Source organism: Bradyrhizobium sp. Crot121 (genome assembly GCF_059512385.1).
This window is the reverse complement of sequence record NZ_JCAMOR010000001.1, coordinates 468,868-484,947: the sequence shown is the minus strand read 5'-3', so window position 1 is coordinate 484,947 and position 16,080 is coordinate 468,868. Positions and strand designations below refer to the sequence as shown.

The 16,080-nt window shown below is 59.9% G+C and carries 11 protein-coding genes and 1 pseudogene; 9 read left to right on the top strand and 3 right to left on the bottom strand.

What is annotated here, in order from left to right; all coding sequences use genetic code 11:
• Nucleotides 1-165 precede the first annotated feature (165 nt).
• Nucleotides 166-1,170 carry an aminopeptidase gene (locus AC5ZGW_RS02160; protein WP_130223274.1) on the bottom strand — a complete coding sequence of 335 codons (1,005 nt, stop codon included), beginning with the start codon at nucleotides 1,168-1,170 and terminating at the stop codon, nucleotides 166-168.
• A 308-nt stretch (nucleotides 1,171-1,478) separates the two neighbouring features.
• On the opposite strand from AC5ZGW_RS02160, the gene AC5ZGW_RS02155 reads away from it, so the two are divergent.
• The 9 genes and pseudogenes from AC5ZGW_RS02155 to AC5ZGW_RS02115 all read left to right on the top strand — a co-directional run bounded on the left by AC5ZGW_RS02155 (nucleotide 1,479) and on the right by AC5ZGW_RS02115 (nucleotide 11,354).
• Nucleotides 1,479-3,578: a hydantoinase/oxoprolinase family protein gene (locus tag AC5ZGW_RS02155; RefSeq protein WP_130223272.1), complete on the top strand. Its 2,100-nt coding sequence runs from the start codon at nucleotides 1,479-1,481 to the stop codon at nucleotides 3,576-3,578.
• On the top strand, nucleotides 3,575-5,119 hold the full coding sequence (locus AC5ZGW_RS02150; protein WP_130223270.1) for a hydantoinase B/oxoprolinase family protein: 1,545 nt from the start codon (nucleotides 3,575-3,577) through the stop codon (nucleotides 5,117-5,119). The genes AC5ZGW_RS02155 and AC5ZGW_RS02150 overlap by 4 nt, the downstream gene beginning before the upstream one ends.
• A 43-nt stretch (nucleotides 5,120-5,162) precedes the next feature.
• The gene (locus tag AC5ZGW_RS02145; RefSeq protein WP_130223268.1) at nucleotides 5,163-6,113 is read left to right on the top strand and encodes a Bug family tripartite tricarboxylate transporter substrate binding protein; all 951 of its coding nucleotides are present in this window, start codon (nucleotides 5,163-5,165) and stop codon (nucleotides 6,111-6,113) included.
• A gap of 73 nt (nucleotides 6,114-6,186) precedes the next feature.
• Entirely contained in the window at nucleotides 6,187-6,624 is a 438-nt protein-coding gene (locus AC5ZGW_RS02140) for a tripartite tricarboxylate transporter TctB family protein (RefSeq protein ID WP_165435050.1), read from the top strand.
• Nucleotides 6,612-8,153 (top strand): tripartite tricarboxylate transporter permease, encoded by a 1,542-nt coding sequence (locus AC5ZGW_RS02135; RefSeq protein ID WP_130223264.1) that lies wholly within the window; start codon nucleotides 6,612-6,614, stop codon nucleotides 8,151-8,153. The genes AC5ZGW_RS02140 and AC5ZGW_RS02135 overlap by 13 nt, the downstream gene beginning before the upstream one ends.
• A 20-nt stretch (nucleotides 8,154-8,173) precedes the next feature.
• Nucleotides 8,174-8,596: pseudogene (locus AC5ZGW_RS02130) on the top strand (MFS transporter); the annotation flags it as partial.
• A 100-nt stretch (nucleotides 8,597-8,696) separates the two neighbouring features.
• Nucleotides 8,697-9,503 (top strand): MFS transporter, encoded by an 807-nt coding sequence (locus tag AC5ZGW_RS02125; protein WP_245474520.1) that lies wholly within the window; start codon nucleotides 8,697-8,699, stop codon nucleotides 9,501-9,503.
• Nucleotides 9,504-9,548: 45 nt separating this feature from the next.
• Nucleotides 9,549-10,472 (top strand): GntR family transcriptional regulator, encoded by a 924-nt coding sequence (locus AC5ZGW_RS02120; protein WP_130223262.1) that lies wholly within the window; start codon nucleotides 9,549-9,551, stop codon nucleotides 10,470-10,472.
• A 102-nt stretch (nucleotides 10,473-10,574) separates the two neighbouring features.
• Nucleotides 10,575-11,354 (top strand): enoyl-CoA hydratase-related protein, encoded by a 780-nt coding sequence (locus AC5ZGW_RS02115; protein ID WP_130223260.1) that lies wholly within the window; start codon nucleotides 10,575-10,577, stop codon nucleotides 11,352-11,354.
• A gap of 271 nt (nucleotides 11,355-11,625) precedes the next feature.
• On the opposite strand, the gene AC5ZGW_RS02110 is transcribed toward AC5ZGW_RS02115, so the two are convergent.
• Together AC5ZGW_RS02110 and AC5ZGW_RS02105 are read right to left on the bottom strand one after the other, a co-directional pair.
• Nucleotides 11,626-14,709 carry an efflux RND transporter permease subunit gene (locus AC5ZGW_RS02110; protein ID WP_130223258.1) on the bottom strand — a complete coding sequence of 1,028 codons (3,084 nt, stop codon included), beginning with the start codon at nucleotides 14,707-14,709 and terminating at the stop codon, nucleotides 11,626-11,628.
• Nucleotides 14,706-15,791, bottom strand: a complete 1,086-nt coding sequence (locus AC5ZGW_RS02105; protein WP_130223320.1) for an efflux RND transporter periplasmic adaptor subunit — start codon at nucleotides 15,789-15,791, stop codon at nucleotides 14,706-14,708. The genes AC5ZGW_RS02110 and AC5ZGW_RS02105 overlap by 4 nt, the downstream gene beginning before the upstream one ends.
• Nucleotides 15,792-16,080 lie beyond the last annotated feature (289 nt).

Here is a 16,080-nt window from a genome sequence, read left to right as displayed (position 1 = left end):
GTACTGATTTGCCTCCCAAGCCGGCGCGGCCAGAAATTCTCAAGCGAGCTAGACGGTCTTGTGACGCGCTTTGTCGAGCAGGATCGTGCATCTGGGTTCTCCAGAGATGATGGGAATAATATCAAGGAGAGCATCCGCCGCGATCTTGACCGCGACGGATCCGGGCTAAGCGCGCCCGCTATGAATAACTTCGGCTTCCGGCAACAACCACTTGCCGTCCTTCAGGACGACCTTGCCGTCGAGCGAGAGGGTCGGCTTCCACATCAGTGAATCGAAATGAGTGAGGGTCTTCACCTCACCGCCGAGCAGGACACTGGTCCCGATGCCGATATGGGCCGTCCCGTAAACGCCTTCGTCGTGCAGCATCACGCCTTCCATGGGGCAATGTGGATTGAGGCCGAACGATATCTGGGCGATGTTGTAGACGGCCGGGTCTCCCTGACGAGCCAACAGTTGATCGAGGAAGTCCGCCTGATAGCCGCCGGAGATCCGTGTCACGCGACCACTGGCGACATCGAACCTTATCGGCTCCTTCACGAGGCCGACCCCGTAATAGGGGATGCTCGCGTCCACGATAATTACGCCCTCCGAGGTCCCCTCAATGGGAGAGGAGCTGCATTCGATGTTGGGCACGGTCGTGAAGTCGCCCGGCTTGCGAACCAAGCCGCAATGCGGGTTCGAGGGACGGCCCTTCAGGCCGAGACGCAAATCCGTTCCTGCGGGTGTGGTGAGATGCACCTTGTCGCAGTTGGCGAGAAGTTCGCCGACTTTAAAGCAGAGTGGCCGGATCGCTTCAAAATCGGCGTTGATGCCACCGGTCACCAGCATGTTTGGATTGAACTGCGACAGCATGATGCCGCGCGCGCCATTTCCGATCGCGGTGCGGGTTGCATAGGTATGAGTGATTGACTGTTTGACCGGCGTGAACAGGACGTTGGCCGCGGACATGGCCGCAGCAACTGTCTTGGTCGGCTCTTCTCCGTCGATCGACCTTGGCGGCATGACAATGATGTTGACCGCGTCGGTACGCTCGAGTGCCGCCGCAGCGACCGCTTCGGCGACACGATGCCCGGCGAAATCAGTTACGATTACGACTTCCTCCCCCGGCTGCACATTCGCGCACGTCGTCACCAGTTTGCGGGCGCCCCGCAGCATCAGCAGATTGTCCAAGTCACCGTCTCCTTCATGATTTTTGTCGCATTCGACGACTGAAGCCGCCGATGCACGCGACCGGGTGTCCGCCCGGGTTGGTTCATCTCAATTCGACCAATGGTCTTTTATGTTGTTAAAAAACATTTTGCAAGAGATGGCTCATGAGGCGGGAAGAAGGCGGGATGACGAAAAGTGAGGCATACTGCTCGCGAATGGTGCGGAGATTTTGAAGCATTGATGGAATTCAGCGCATCTCGGAGGTTGCACGATATTGTTTTTTATGTAGATAATATTCCACAGAAGGCGTTGCCGGGAGGATCGAGTTTATGGGCTATCGTATTGCCGTGGATATCGGCGGGACCTTTACCGACGGCGTGATCGAGAAAATCTCCGACGGTCGAGTTTACCTGGCCAAGCGTTTGACGACCCCAAGTGACCCTGGCGAGGCACTCTCCAATGTCGTCAATGACCTGCTTGCGGCGGTTGCGGCACGTGCGAAGCGAAATGTCTCCGCCGACGTAGCGGAGGTGATTCACGGCAGCACGCTCGTCACGAATTCACTCATCGAGCGAAAAGGCGTTCCCACTGCGCTCGTCGCCACGGCGGGGACAGCCGACGTGATCGATATCCGGCGCGAGGTTCGCTATGACCTCTATGATCTCGATATCGAGATGCCTGAGCCGCTGGTTCCTGCCGAGCGTCGCTTCGAGATCGTTGAGCGCACCACGGCGGACGGCGTAGTTCTGAAGCGCCCCCAAGATGCGCTTGGCGATCTCGTCGCGAAGCTGCGGACGGCCAATGTGCAGTCCATCGCCGTCTCGCTTCTTCATTCCTGCGTCAATGCGGCCAACGAAAATGAAGTTGGAGCGGCGCTCCGTGATGCCTTTCCCGGAATGTGCGTGAGCCTCTCGTCGCGGGTCGCTGCCGAAATCCGCGAATATGAGCGGACGACGACCACCATCGCCAATGCTTATGTGCAGCCAATCGTCAGGCGATATCTCGGTGAGCTGGAGAGCCGGCTGCGGCAGGCGGGAATCGATGCGAGCTTGCGCATCATGGTATCGAGCGGCGGTACCAGTTCGGTGGCCGCGGCTGCGGAAGTGCCGATCTCCACGATCGAGTCCGGTCCCGCCGGCGGTGTGCTGAGTGCGACCAACGCCGGCCGCGCCGCGGGTTTCGATGACATTCTGGCTTTTGATATGGGCGGCACAACCGCCAAGATTTGCACGATCCTCTCTGGCGCTCCCTCTGTTGTGCACGTCTTCGAGGCTGCCCGCGTGCGGCGCTTCAAGAAGGGCAGTGGCTTTCCGCTTCTGGTGGCCAGCATCGATCTCATTGAAATCGGTGCGGGCGGCGGAAGCATCGCGAGGACGAGTGAGCTGGGGTTGCTCACCGTCGGCCCGCAAAGCGCCGGCGCGGAGCCGGGTCCAGCCTGCTATGGCCAAGGCGGCCAACAGCCCACGGTAACAGACGCTGATCTGGCGCTCGGATATCTCAATCCAGATTATTTTCTGGGTGGGCGCATGCATCTCGATCTTGATGCGGCGATGCGAGCGCTTCGCACTCTGGGTGAGCGTCTGACGCTTTCGGCCGAGGCGGTCGCCAAGGGGATCTTCAATGTTGTCAACGAGGCGATGGCGGGGGCTGCCAGGGTTCATATTGCGGAGAAAGCGCAAGATCCGCGCAAATTCACCTTGGTGGCAACCGGAGGTGCGGGTCCTGTTCACGCGGTGGAAATTGCACGCAAGCTGCGCGTCCCGAGGGTGCTCTTTCCCATCGCCGTCGGCACGGGGTCATGCCTTGGCTTTCTGGCTGCGCCGGTGCGAGTCGATCGGTCCTGGTCACGGTCGACGCGAATCGATGCCATTGATTGGGCCGAGCTGGCGAGAGTGCTTGCCGGCCTGAAGGTCGATGCCGAGGCCGAGTTGAGCGCAGCGGCGCCGCGTGACGCCGAGGTTGATTGGCAACTGCTGGTCGAGATGCGCTATGCGGGCCAGGGCGCAAATCTCACGGTCGCATTCCCTTTCCGGAATCCGGACGCAGCGTTCAGGGCCGATCTCGTGGATGCGTTTCAGCGCAAATATCAAGAGAACTATGGCGGGTTGTTGCCGTCGGGTACGCCCGAAACTGTCACGTGGCGCGTCGTGGGCGCGACCCGTCAGGACGTCAGGCATTTCGTCTGGCCGACCAAGCAGGATCGCGGGGGCGCGGCCCGCCCCAAGGCTCGCAGAGTCATCTTCAGGACCGAGACAGACACCTTCGAGGAGGTGCCGGTGTACGAAAGATACGCCGTGCCGGCGGGCTGCTGCCTGGAAGGACCACTGATCCTGGAGGAAGAGGAATCAACCATCGTCGTTCCAATGGCAGCTCGGGTGGAGATTCTCAAGAATCTCAGTGTCCTCGTTCATTTGGAGGTTCGGCCATGAACGGCATCGATCCGATTTCGCTGGAAATTCTGTGGACCCGCTTGGTCAGCCTCGTCGATGAAGCTGCGGCAACCCTGGTGCGCACGTCATTCTCGACAATCGTACGAGAGTCCAACGACTACGCCGTCGTGCTGCTGGATCGCGATTGCCAATTGCTTGCTCAGTCGAGCCAGAGCATTCCGTCTTTCATCTGCACGCTGCCGGCGACGGTTCGCCATTTCCTGAAGGTTTTTCCGCGGGAGAAGCTGCGTCCCGGCGACGTCATGATCACAAACGATCCTTGGCTCGGCACCGGGCATCTTCCCGACATCAACGTTGCGGTTCCGATCTTCCGCGGCGAGGAGCTGGTGGGCTTTTCCGGCACAGCGGCCCATGCACCCGACATCGGCGGACGGCTGCGTTCGCCGAGCACCGCGGAGCTTTTCGAAGAGGGGCTGCGCATTCCGCCGACAAAGCTGGTCGATGGTGGCGTCACCAACGAGACGCTGATCGAAATCATCCGCAACAATGTGCGTGTGCCTGATCAGGTCATGGGCGACCTGTGGGCGCAGGTCGCAGCGAACAAGATGCTGGCAAGACGGCTGCTCGACACGCTCGAAGATACCGGTTGCGAGCTGACATCCGTCGGAAACGAAATGCAGCTCCGCGCTGAAGGCGCGATGCGTGACGCAATTCGTGCCCTGCCGAACGGCACCTATGAAAATGAAATCAGCGTCGACGGCTTCGTCGAGCCGGTGGTCATTCGCTGTCGCATCGATGTCGGTGACGAGGCCGTGAGCGTTGACTATGCCGGTTCATCGCTCCAACTGCCGAAGGCCATCAACGTCGTTCCGATCTACACGTTTGCGTATACGGCCTACTCTCTCAAATGCGTGCTGGCGCCGAACGTACCCAACAACGATGGCTCGTTCCGGCCCATTGCCGCCACGGCTCCGCTGGGCTCAATCCTCAATCCACGTTTTCCCGCGGCGGTCAGCGCACGGGCTATGACAGGGCACCTCATTCCGCCAGCCGTCATGGGCGCGCTCGCGCCTGTCATACCCAACAAGGTGCGGGCGGCGTCTGGCTCGCCTTTGTGGTGCGTTCATTTATCAGGACAGCACCAAGGCCAGCGCTTCACGTCCACCTTCTTCCTCAACGGAGGGCAGGGCGCCGGTGCGAACGGTGCTGGTCTGCCGACTCTAAGTTTTCCAAGCAATCTTTCCAATACGCCGATCGAGGTCATCGAATCGCAAGCACCAGTGCGCATCCAGCGTCGCGCCCTGAGACGAGGCACCGGCGGCCGTGGGCTGCATTGCGGCGGAGACGGACAGGTGTTCGAACTCCTGTTGCTCGCCGATAGTCCGGTCACCGTGTCCTTCATGGCGGATCGTCTCAGGACTCCCGCCCCCGGATTGCAGGGAGGCGGGCCCGGAGCAACAGGGCGGGTTCTTCTCGACGGCGCGCCGGTGGATCCCCGTGAGATCTTGATCGTCCAGCCCGGCGCCCGGCTGACGCTCGAGACGCCAGGAGGCGGCGGCTTCGGCGCGGCACCCATTTAGGAAATTATTACAACAACAGGTTGGAATCCCAAGGCAGGACGAAATGAAGACAGGCACGTGGACTGCAATCGGTGCGGCGCTCTTCTCTTTGTGGGTGGGAGCGATCCACGCGGAAGAATGGACGCCGAAGAAACCGATTGAAATTGTCGTAGGATTCGCCCCAGGTGGAGGTAGCGATCAAGCCGCCCGAATAATTGCTGCGGCTGCGCAGGAAAGCTTTCCGGTCCCCTTGGTCGTGACCAATAAGCCCGGTGCCGCGGGCGTTCTCGCCGCGCAGCAGGTCGCGCGGTCCAAGCCCGACGGATACACGTTGCTCGTAGCCGGCGGCTCGGAGACGACGTCCGTTCCGGCCCATCGCGAAGTGCCGTACGATCCGGACAAAGATTTCACATCGATCATCCGCCTGACCAACAATCCCTTCTTCTTTATCGTCGCCGCCAATTCACCGTTCAAGACGATCGAGGACGTTATCGCCGCGGCCAAAGCCAAGCCCGGTGAGATTTCGCAGGCCAATACCGGCCTCGGCGGTCTGACGCATTCTGCCGGAGTGCTGCTCGAGCGTGCCGCGGGTGTGAAACTTAAACACGTTCCGTATCAGGGCGGTTCGCCGGCGATTCAGGCGTTGATCGCTGGCCAGATTGACATTGCGCTGGGAGCGACCGAGGAAATCGAAGGCCAGGTGCAGGCGAACACGATCCGTATCCTTGCCAGCACTGGCGCGGAGCGCTCCAGCCATTATCCCGACGTGCCGACCTTGAAGGAAAAGGGATACGACGTGGTGTGCACCAACATGAAGGGTCTTGTTGGTCCGGCCGGTCTGCCGCCTGACGTCGTCAAATATCTCCACGATAGGTTCCATCAGGCGATGGATCGCGATACCTGGCGAAAATTTGCCGAGCGGGTCGGCGAGCCCTCCAACTATCGGAATGCAGCGGAGTTTGCATCAGCTCAACAGGAGCAACTCACGCGCATCAAGGCGGCTCTCAAACAGTGAGCCGTTCGTCCGAATGCGGTGCGTGCTTGGCTCGCGCCGCCGGTCAGCGCTGACATCCTTCGAAAGGATCGAGATGAACCGGGACGTGATTGCAGGATTGCTGGTGCTCGCAATCGGCATAGTGACGCTGCTGCTTGTCGCACGATTGCCTGCTGATGCAGGGGGGACGGCCGGCGCCGCTTATTTGCCCAGGCTTATTGCTTATGGAGTACTCGCGACAGGCGCCTTCATTGGCGCGCAGGGTTTGAGAGCGCCGGTGAAAATGGCGGCCTGGTCGTGGCGTCCTCTCAGCGCGCTGATACTCGGCGTGCTGACCTTCGGCCTTCTGATCGAACATGCCGGACTTGTCCTCGCCGGCGGCTGTTGCGCTTTCATCGGATCGCTCGCCGCTCCATTTCCCGGCTGGAAGCAACGCTGCGCCACCATCATCATCATCTGCACTTTGGCCGTCTTGATCTTCAAATATCTCCTCGGACTCAATATCAGCGTGTGGCCGACATGGATCTCCTGAACAATCTCATCTACGGGATGAGCGTCGCGGTCAGTCTGCAGAATCTCGGCTTCTGTTTCCTTGGCGCACTCTTGGGGACACTGATCGGTGTTCTTCCCGGCATCGGGCCACTGGCGACTTTCGCGATCCTGCTCCCGATCTCGTTCTATCTTCCGCCCGTCGGCGCGATCATCATGCTCGCCGGCGTCTACTACGGCGCTCAGTACGGCGGCTCGATCACGTCGATCCTCGTCAACATTCCCGGCGAGGCATCGACTGTCGTCACCTGTCTTGATGGTCACCAGATGGCGCTGCAAGGGCGCGCGGGTGCCGCGCTGGCCACAGCCGCGCTCGGCTCGTTCTTTGCCGGCTGCGTCGTTACGGTGTTCATCGCCATCGCGGGGCCGACGCTGGTCAAGCTGGCGCTGCTGTTCGGGCCCGAGGAATACGTCGCGTTGCTGGCACTTGGCCTCGTCTCAGGAGTGCTGTTGTCCGGAGGCTCCATTGCGAAAGCCATCGCCATGGTGCTGACAGGGATATTGCTTAGTCTGGTAGGGATGGACGTCAATTCGGGCGTCGAACGTTTCACCTTTGGAATGTTCGAACTCTCGGATGGGCTGGGTTTCACGGCAGTCTCGATCGGCCTGTTCGGAATCGCCGAGATTGCCTCTAGTCTGGAGGACACCAACGGCAAGGGGCGCAACATTGCAAAGATTACAAGCCTCTGGCCGACCCGCGATGACTTCAAGCGGTCGTGGGCGCCTGTCCTGCGCGGCACTGCTCTCGGAACGCTGCTCGGGATCTTGCCAGGCGGCGGCGGGACCATCGCGGCGTTTGGCGCCTATAGCCTGGAGCGCAAAGTCTCGCGACGACCAGGAATGTTCGGGCGCGGCGCGGTGGAAGGTGTGGCCGGTCCGGAATCAGCCAACAATGCTGCGTCTCAGGCCAATTTCATTCCCATGCTAAGCCTTGGCATCCCGCCAAATGCGCTGATGGCACTCATGATGGGGGCGATGATCACGCACGGCATCGCGCCGGGGCCGCAGGTCATGATACGTCAGCCGGACCTTTTCTGGGGACTGATCGCCAGCATGTGGATCGGAAACCTGATCCTGGTGATCCTGAATCTTCCTTTGATCGGAATCTGGGTTTCCCTGCTTCGCATCAAGTATGTATTTCTGTTTCCCGGCATCCTCGTGCTCGCGGCGATCGGTGCGTTCGCGGAGAGCAATCAAGTCTTCGACATCTATGTGCTGACCGGGTTTGCAGTCCTTGGATACGCGCTCAAGAAGCTGGATTTTCCTGTGGCGCCGCTGTTGCTGGGGCTGGTGCTGGGCAAGCAGCTTGACGAACAACTGCGCCGCGCGCTGCTGCTCTCCGATGGAGATTGGACGACGTTCATCCGGCATCCGATTGCACTCGGGTTAATGATCTTTACGGCCGTGCTCGTGGTGTTGATCGCGCTTCCCTCACTGCGCCGCTCTCGGGACGAAGCGCTTCAGGGTGAGGAAGGGGCTTCGTCGTCTGCTTCCAACCTTCCAGCGGCATAGCGAAGGAGAGAGGTCGGGACATGCAGATCGCCAGCTCACCGCCGCTCGAAGCATCGGATGAGATTTTCCGGAAGGTGTCATACCGATTGATCCCTTTCATCCTGCTGCTGTACTTCGTTTGCTACATTGACCGCGTAAACATCGGCTTTGCGAAGTTACAGTTTCTCGGCGACCTCCATCTGACTGACGCGCACTATGGACTGGCAGCCGGACTGTTCTATGTCACCTACAGTCTGTTCGATATTCCCAGCAACCTGATGCTTGCGCGGGTGGGCGTGCGCAGGACGCTATTCCGCATCATGATCTTGTGGGGAGTTGTCAGCGGAGCTCAGATGTTCATCCGCAATGCATCCGATCTCTACGTCCTGCGCCTGCTGTTCGGCGCCGCGGAAGCCGGTTTCATCCCGGGGATCATGCTGTATCTTACTTTCTGGTTCCCGGTTCGCTATCGGGCCCGCATCACCGGTTTGTTCTTCCTTGGTGTTCCCTTGTCCGGCATCATCCATCATCGGTGCGCCGCTGTCGGGCATGATCATGCAGAGCATGAACGACGTGTTCGGCCTTCGCGGGTGGCAATGGTTGTTTCTGCTTTTCGCCATTCCGGCCATTTTCCTTGGCATCATCGCATATTTCTATCTCGACGACGACCCAAAGAGCGCCAGATGGCTGAGCGAGCACGAAAAGCAGCGTCTCGCCGACGAGCTGAAGTCGGATGAAGCCGTCGGCAACAGGCGAAATACAGGCAGTTTTGCTGAAGCAATGCGGGATCCGCGCATCTATGTGATGGCGCTCTTGAACTTCGCGGCCAACACAGCCTCCAATACAGCAACCTTCTGGACCCCCAGCGTACTGAAAAATGCTGGGTTCGCCAGTTTTGATGGAATCGGGTGGGTCACCGGCGGCATTTCTATCGCGGCGGCTGCAGGAATGCTTCTGATCGCGCGTAGTTCCGACGCTTTCATGGAGCGGCGCTGGCATTTCGTTGGTTGCGCGTTGATGACGGCCGGGGCCTATCTGCTGCTACCTCTGGCTTCTGCGAGCATGCTGGGGACCGTTCTGCTGATGGCCGCTGCAGCCATCGGAGGCGTTTCGTTACTGGCGATCTATTGGACCATTCCAACTTCATATCTGCATGGCAGAGGAGCCGCCGGTGCGATCGGCTTCGTCAGTATGGTAGGGGCTGTCGGTAGCGCCGTTTCTCCGTCATTGATTGGATGGCTCCGCGAATCAACAGGAAGCCTTTACGTGGGCCTCGGATCGACCGCCATGATTGTGCTTGCGGGCGCGGGCCTGGTCCTGCAGATGATTTCAAGAGATGATCTCGCCAGAATCGGGTCCATGGGCGACTAAAGTGGAGCGTTGTGGAATCGAGAGCGAACTATAGGCGTCAGGGCCATGAGCAATATACGCGATACCACACTCACCAGGGTCCAAAGCGACGTTGTCGCCAAGATCATCGACTATATCAGACGTGAAAAGTTACCCGTTGATTCTCGACTGACGGAAAGTCAGCTGGCTGAGGAGGTCGGTGTCTCACGCTCTCCAATCCGGGCTGCGCTCCAATTGCTGGCCGAGAAGGGTATCGTGATCTCAGCCGCGAACAAAGGGCACTATCTCGCTCGCGATGGTGGCACCTTGGACGCGATCGATCTGCCTATCTCGCCGCCACCGGATGTGTCGTTGTATGACCGAATTGCCATGGACCGCATGCGCGACAGAGTTCCAGAGCAATTCACCGAAGCAAGCTTCATGAGGCGCTACGACGTATCGCGTGCTCAGCTCGTCCGCACTCTCACGAAGATGTCCCAGGATGGCCTGGTCAGACGAAGCACCGGTCATGGCTGGATATTTATGCCGAGCCTTAATTCAGCGAAGGCTTATGCCGCCAGCTATCGCTTTCGCATCATCGTAGAGCCGGCAGGGCTGATGGAGGCGACCTTTGTGCTGGACAGGCCGGCGACGGAGCGGTGCCGCGCGGCGCATGAGCAGATGCTTGTCCGCGCGAAGAGCGGGAAACTGAGCGGCAGAGAAATATTCGATACCAATGCGAAGTTCCACGAAATGCTCGCCGTCATGTCGGGAAACCGGTTCGTTGCACAAGCGGTCGAACAGCAGAATAGGCTTCGTCAACTCAGCGAATACTACGTTTACGACGACGAGGATCGTATCCAGACGTTGGTGCGCGAACACTGCGAGATCATGGATGCCCTCCTGGCAGGCGACCAGATTTGGGCCGCGACGCTCCTACGCCGGCATCTGGAGATTGCCAGCCGTCTGGCGCCGCCTTTTGCCAAAGCCGCCAGCGAGCGCACCCCCTAGAGGACGTAGTGATCGCGTCGACGTAGGAGCTCGAGCCTTTCACGGGGAGATGGGTCGGCCGATGATCTCCCTGAGAATGCCGAAACGGACGGAGTTGGGAGAATGTTACGTCTGACGATTGACGGAGGTGTTGCTCGGCTCACATTCGACAATCCATCCAGGCTGAACGCCATCAACCAGGACATGTGGCGCGCCTTCCCAGAGCTTCTGGCGAAGGTGCAGGATGATGCCGCCGTCCGTGTCCTGGTGCTTCAGGGCGCGGGCGACCGCAGCTTCTGCTCGGGCAACGATATCAGCGAGTTCGACAAGGTTCGGGCCGATCCTGTCGCTGCAGCGGCTTACAACGCCCTGCAACGCGATGTGGCTACTCAGTTTCGCGCGCTGATAAAGCCGAGCATTGCTGCGATCAACGGCTATTGCCTTGGAGCTGGCTTTGAGCTGGCTCTGATGTGCGATATGAGGGTCTGCACGAAGAACGCGCAGTTTGGAGTACCTGCGGTAAGGCTCGGTCTGCCCTATCGGCTCGAAGATATAGCGACCATCCTCAATGTGGTCGGGCTGGCTCAGGCACGCGAGATGGTATTGTTAGGGCGACGCTACGGAGGCGAGGATGCGCTTCGTCTTGGTTTGGTAAACTGGTTGGCCGACAGCGTCGGAGCGATGGCAACTATCGTGGACACGGCGGTAGGCGATTTGTTGTCTGGTGCACCGCTTAGTCTGGCCGCAGCGCGGATCGCATTCCATGAACTTGCTCGGCGCGACGGACCGCCGGATCTCGAACGTGCGCAGCGGGCGGCGGATCGATGTTATGCCAGTCAAGATTATGCGGAGGGTCGGGCGGCTCAGCGAGAGAAGCGCAGGCCAGTCTTTCGTGGAAACTAGCCCGCTGCGATCGAGCCAATATCTGGCGTGGCAAATCCTCTGCGTGATGCCGCTGACGGACGTCTCGCCACGCGCTCGGTTTGCGCGTGAACATGTAGGCCAGAGCGACGGAAATCAACGCGCGGTCGCGCGCGCTGATGGCGAAGGGCGAGTTCGCCGCGAACCAGATAAATGTGAGAAGCACCGATAGCCATAGGAAACCGCTCGGTCGTTTCGCTGGCGGGCTGATTTGGCGCCATTGTCAGCAACCCAGACTGTCAGCAACCCAGTGTTATGCGTTGATCCTCGGAATACCGATCTCCGCCGGCATCTGCGGATCGGCTGATTTTTCGGTTCCCTTGAACCAAGCTACATACAGGGTAGGAAGGAAGATAAGTGTAAGTATCGTCGCGACCAGCAATCCTCCCATGATCGCGAAGGCCATCGGTCCCCAGAACACCGTTGGAGCGATCGGGATCATGCCGAGAACGGTCGATACGGCGGTCAGCATGATTGGGCGGAAGCGGGAGCTGCTGGCATTGATTGCGGCTGACCAGACGTTCTCTCCCCGTGCGCGTTCGGCTTCGATTTGGCCAATCAGGATCACGGCGTTTTTGGTAATCATGCCGATCAAAGCCAGAATGCCAAGGATGGCGACGAAGCCGAGCGGCCTGCGGGACACGAGAAGCGCCGCGACAACGCCGATCAAGCCGAGAGGCGCGACGCTGAGGACCAGGAACAGCCGCTGAAAACTCTGCAACTGGGCCATGAGGACCGTGAACATCAGCAACAGCATGACCGGAACAACGGCGATGACGGAAGCTTGCGAATATTGGCTTTCTTCGACGGTTCCGCCCACGACGATGCGATAGCTGCGGGGAAGGGTTGCTGCCAGCTTATCGACCGCCGGCGCAAGCGCATTGATCACGGTTTCCGGAAGCGCCCCGGGCGCCACATCGGCCTGCACCGTGAGCGTAGGTATGCGATCGCGCCGCCAGACCAACGGATATTCCTGCTTGTATTCGAATGTAGCGAACTGGTTGAGCGGAACTGTTCGCCCGTTAGGCAGCGGCACTTGCAAGGTGCTCAGGTTCGCCAGCGAGACGCGCTGTTCGTCGGTCGCGCGCACGAGGATATCGACAAGATAGATGTCGTCGCGAACCTGGGTGACAGGCGTGCCTGAAATCACAGTGTTCAGGACGTTAGCCACGGCTTGCGAGCTCAGACCCAGCGATCGCGCCTCGTCCTGGTCGACACGGATGCGGAGCTGACGCGCCGGCCCGATCCAGTCGAAATTGACCTGCGCGGCTTGCGGGTTGGTCGCGATGATCTGGGCAAGCGTCAGCGAAATGTCCCGCACCTGGTCAATGTCGGGGCCGCTCACACGATATTGCACAGGCCAGCCGACCGGCGGGCCGAGTTCGAGCGGAGAGATCCGGGAAATCGCATTCGGGAATTCATTGGCCAGGAGTTCTTGAAGCCTGACGCGAATTCGTTCGCGTGCGGCGACATCTTTTGCAACGATCACCGCTTGCGTGAAAAAGTCGTTCGCCAACTGGACATTGAGCGGCAGATAGAAGCGAATGGCGCCGCGTCCGACATAGGTGCTCCAGCGCGCCACGTCCGCATCGCCCTTCAGCGCCGCGTCGAAGCGCTTCGCGGCGGCTTCGCTGGCATAGATCGACGCATTCTGCGGCAGGCTGATATCGACCAGAAGCTCCGGACGATCGGAGGACGGAAAGAACTGGCGGGGAATGAGCGGAAGGGCGAGATAGGACAGAACGAAGAGCGCCACGGTGAGAAGAATAGTCACCCATTTTGCCCGCATAGCGGCGGTCAGGAAGCCTCGATACCAAGAGAGAATTCTGCCGGGGGTCGCGGTTTGCAAGGTCTGGGGTGGTCTCAGAATGACGACACCGAGCAGTGGCGCGAAGACGACCGCCACGAACCAGGATACGAGCAGTGCGATGCTGACGACGGCAAATAGCGAGAAGGTGTATTCTCCCGCGGAGCTGGCTGCAAAGCCGACGGGAACAAATCCGGCGATAGTTACCAGCGTTCCTGCGAGCATGGCGAACGCATAGGTCCGGAATGCGAAAGTCGCAGCTTCAATCTTGTCATCGCCCGCAACGAGCCGGTTGAGCGTGGCGTCGGTGGTGGTCATCGCGTCATCGACGAGCAGGGCCAGCGCGATGATGAGGGCGCCGAGCGATATCCGCTGCATGTCGATGCCCGCCATCTGCATGATCGGAAACACGATGGCGAGCGTCAAAGGAATCGAAAGTGCGATGATCAACCCCGGGCGGAGGCCCAGACTGATGAAGCTGATCACGAGAATGATGGCAATCGCCTGCAACAACGACGTCATGAACTCGGAGATCGCGCCATCGACCGTAACGGCCTGATCGGCGACCAGGATTGGCTGGATCCCCATCGGCAGATCCGCGGTGATCTGGTCCATCGCCTGCTTGATGTTCCTGCCGAGGGCGAGAATATCGCCCCCCTCCCGCATGGCGATGGCAAGCCCGATCGCTGGCTCGCCGTTGACGCGGAACATGGGCTGCGGGGGATCGGAATAGCCGCGCCGAACCTGCGCTATGTCACTCAGGCGGAGCGTCCGTCCGCCCGCAATGAAGTTGACGTTGGCGACGTCCTGCTCCGTCCGAAATGCACCTGAAACCTGCAGCGAAAGACTCTCATCGCCGGTCTGGATCGTGCCGGCCGGACGCACGACGTTTTGGGCCTGGAGCGCGGCAATGAGCGCCGTGCGGTCGATGCCGAGCCCGGCGAGTTCTTGGGTCGAGAACTCGACAAAGATCCGTTCGTCCTGGGCGCCCAGCAGTTCGATTTCCGAGACGTCGCGAACAAGAAGCAGCTTCGAGCGGATGTCTTCAACGTAATCGCGAAGTTCGCGATGGGTGAACCCATCGCTCGTAAAACCGTAGATGATCCCGAATGTAGCGCCGAAATCGTCGTTGAAGCCGGGCCCAACGATCCCGGCTGGCAGTGTATGCCTGATATCACCGATGTTCTTGCGAACCTGATACCAGGTGTCGGCCACCTCCTTGGCGTTTGCGTTGCCCTTCAAGTTGACGAAAATCGTCGTGATGCCGGCCTTGGTATAGCTGCGCAGGAAGTCGAGATGCGGCGTTTCCTGCAGCCTGCGCTCAAGTCGTTCCGTCACTTGCTTGAGGGTATCCTCGATGGTTGCTCCAGGCCACGCCGCCTGAACAACCATCGTCTTGATGATGAAGGTGGGATCCTCGCTGCGCCCAAGACGGAAATAGGATACAACGCCGGCAACGACAGCGATGATCATGAGAAAAGCTACGAACGAGCGGTGATTCAGCGCCCATTCGGAAAGATTGAATCTCATGACCGCCCCGAGCCGAGTATGCGAATCTTCTGGCCGGGGTGCAGGGCTTGCACGCCTGCCGTGACCACGATTTCGCCGGTGTCGATTCCTTGGGAAACCGCTACCAGCGCCTGGTTGAAGTGCAGCACGTCGACGTTTCGCAATGATACGGTATTCTTCGAGGGATCGACGACCCACACGGCGGGCTGTTGATTTACTCTCGTTAGCGCCGTGGCCGGGATTTCAATGATCGGAACAGCCTCCGTCTCCAGGCGTCCGGTGACGGTTGCGCCGAGGCGCATGGCCGGCGGAGGATCGGTCAGGCCAACCTTGACCTCGAAGGTGCGTGTCGCCGGATTGGCTTGTGGGGCGACCTCGCGGATGCGGCCTCGCGCGGTCACCGCGGGGTCGTCGGTCAGACTCACACTGATTTCAGGATCGCTCGGCGCCGTTCGGATGACCTGGGCCGGGATGTCGAAAACGGCATCGCGGCCATCCTTGCGGGCAAGCCTGACGATGCTTTGTCCGGGCTGGACGACTTCACCTGCGGCGGGACCAATTGTCGTCAGAATACCCGGAGCGTCGGCCTTGAGCTCGGTGAAACCAACCAGATCATGTGCGATCTTGAGCTGGGCCTCGGCCGCATCGACCTGCGATTGAGCGGTCTGTTGGCCCTGTTTTGCCTGGTCGAAGTTGACGTTCGTGGTCCAGCCTTGCGCGAAGAGAGTTTGCTGGCGCTCGAACTGATTGCGGGCCTGGACCAATTGGCCCTGGGCGGCTGCGAGAGCAGCCTGCGCCTGCCGCAGGCCGTTCATCTCGTTCTGAGGTTCAAGGCGCGCGACGACCTGACCGCGCTTCACCCGATCTCCGAGCTTGCCGTTGTTCTCGAGAAGCCGACCGCCAATACGGAATGAAAGCGAGACCTCGTCCTCGGCTTCAATCCTGCCGGTAAATGTGAGCGGTGTTCCGGCCTTGCTCTTTTCAACGGTTACGGTTCGAACCGGACGGATTGCTGGAGCCGATGTTTCTGGCTCACGTTGACAAGCCGCTAGCAGCACGGGAGCTACCAAGATCAGCAGTCCGGTCTGCCGCATGCGACGCATTCTGTTCAAACGGTCGGCACACGCAGACGTGGACATGGCCACTTCCTTGTTCGTTCGGCCCACCTGGGTCTTCCTGCCATTCCGATCGTTGTTATCATCGCGTCCGATGACAAGGTCTCATCTCGCCCAGCAAAGATAAAGACATAGATGCGCCGAATCAGCACAGTGTCGGCGGCGCTAGGTAAGCTGTGCTGACGTGTTAAGGCAGCGTCGATCGGCAAGGAAGATCGGCGAGCTACGCACGCTATCACGATCACGAAAATATGGTCCTGTTCTGCGAGGCAGGATC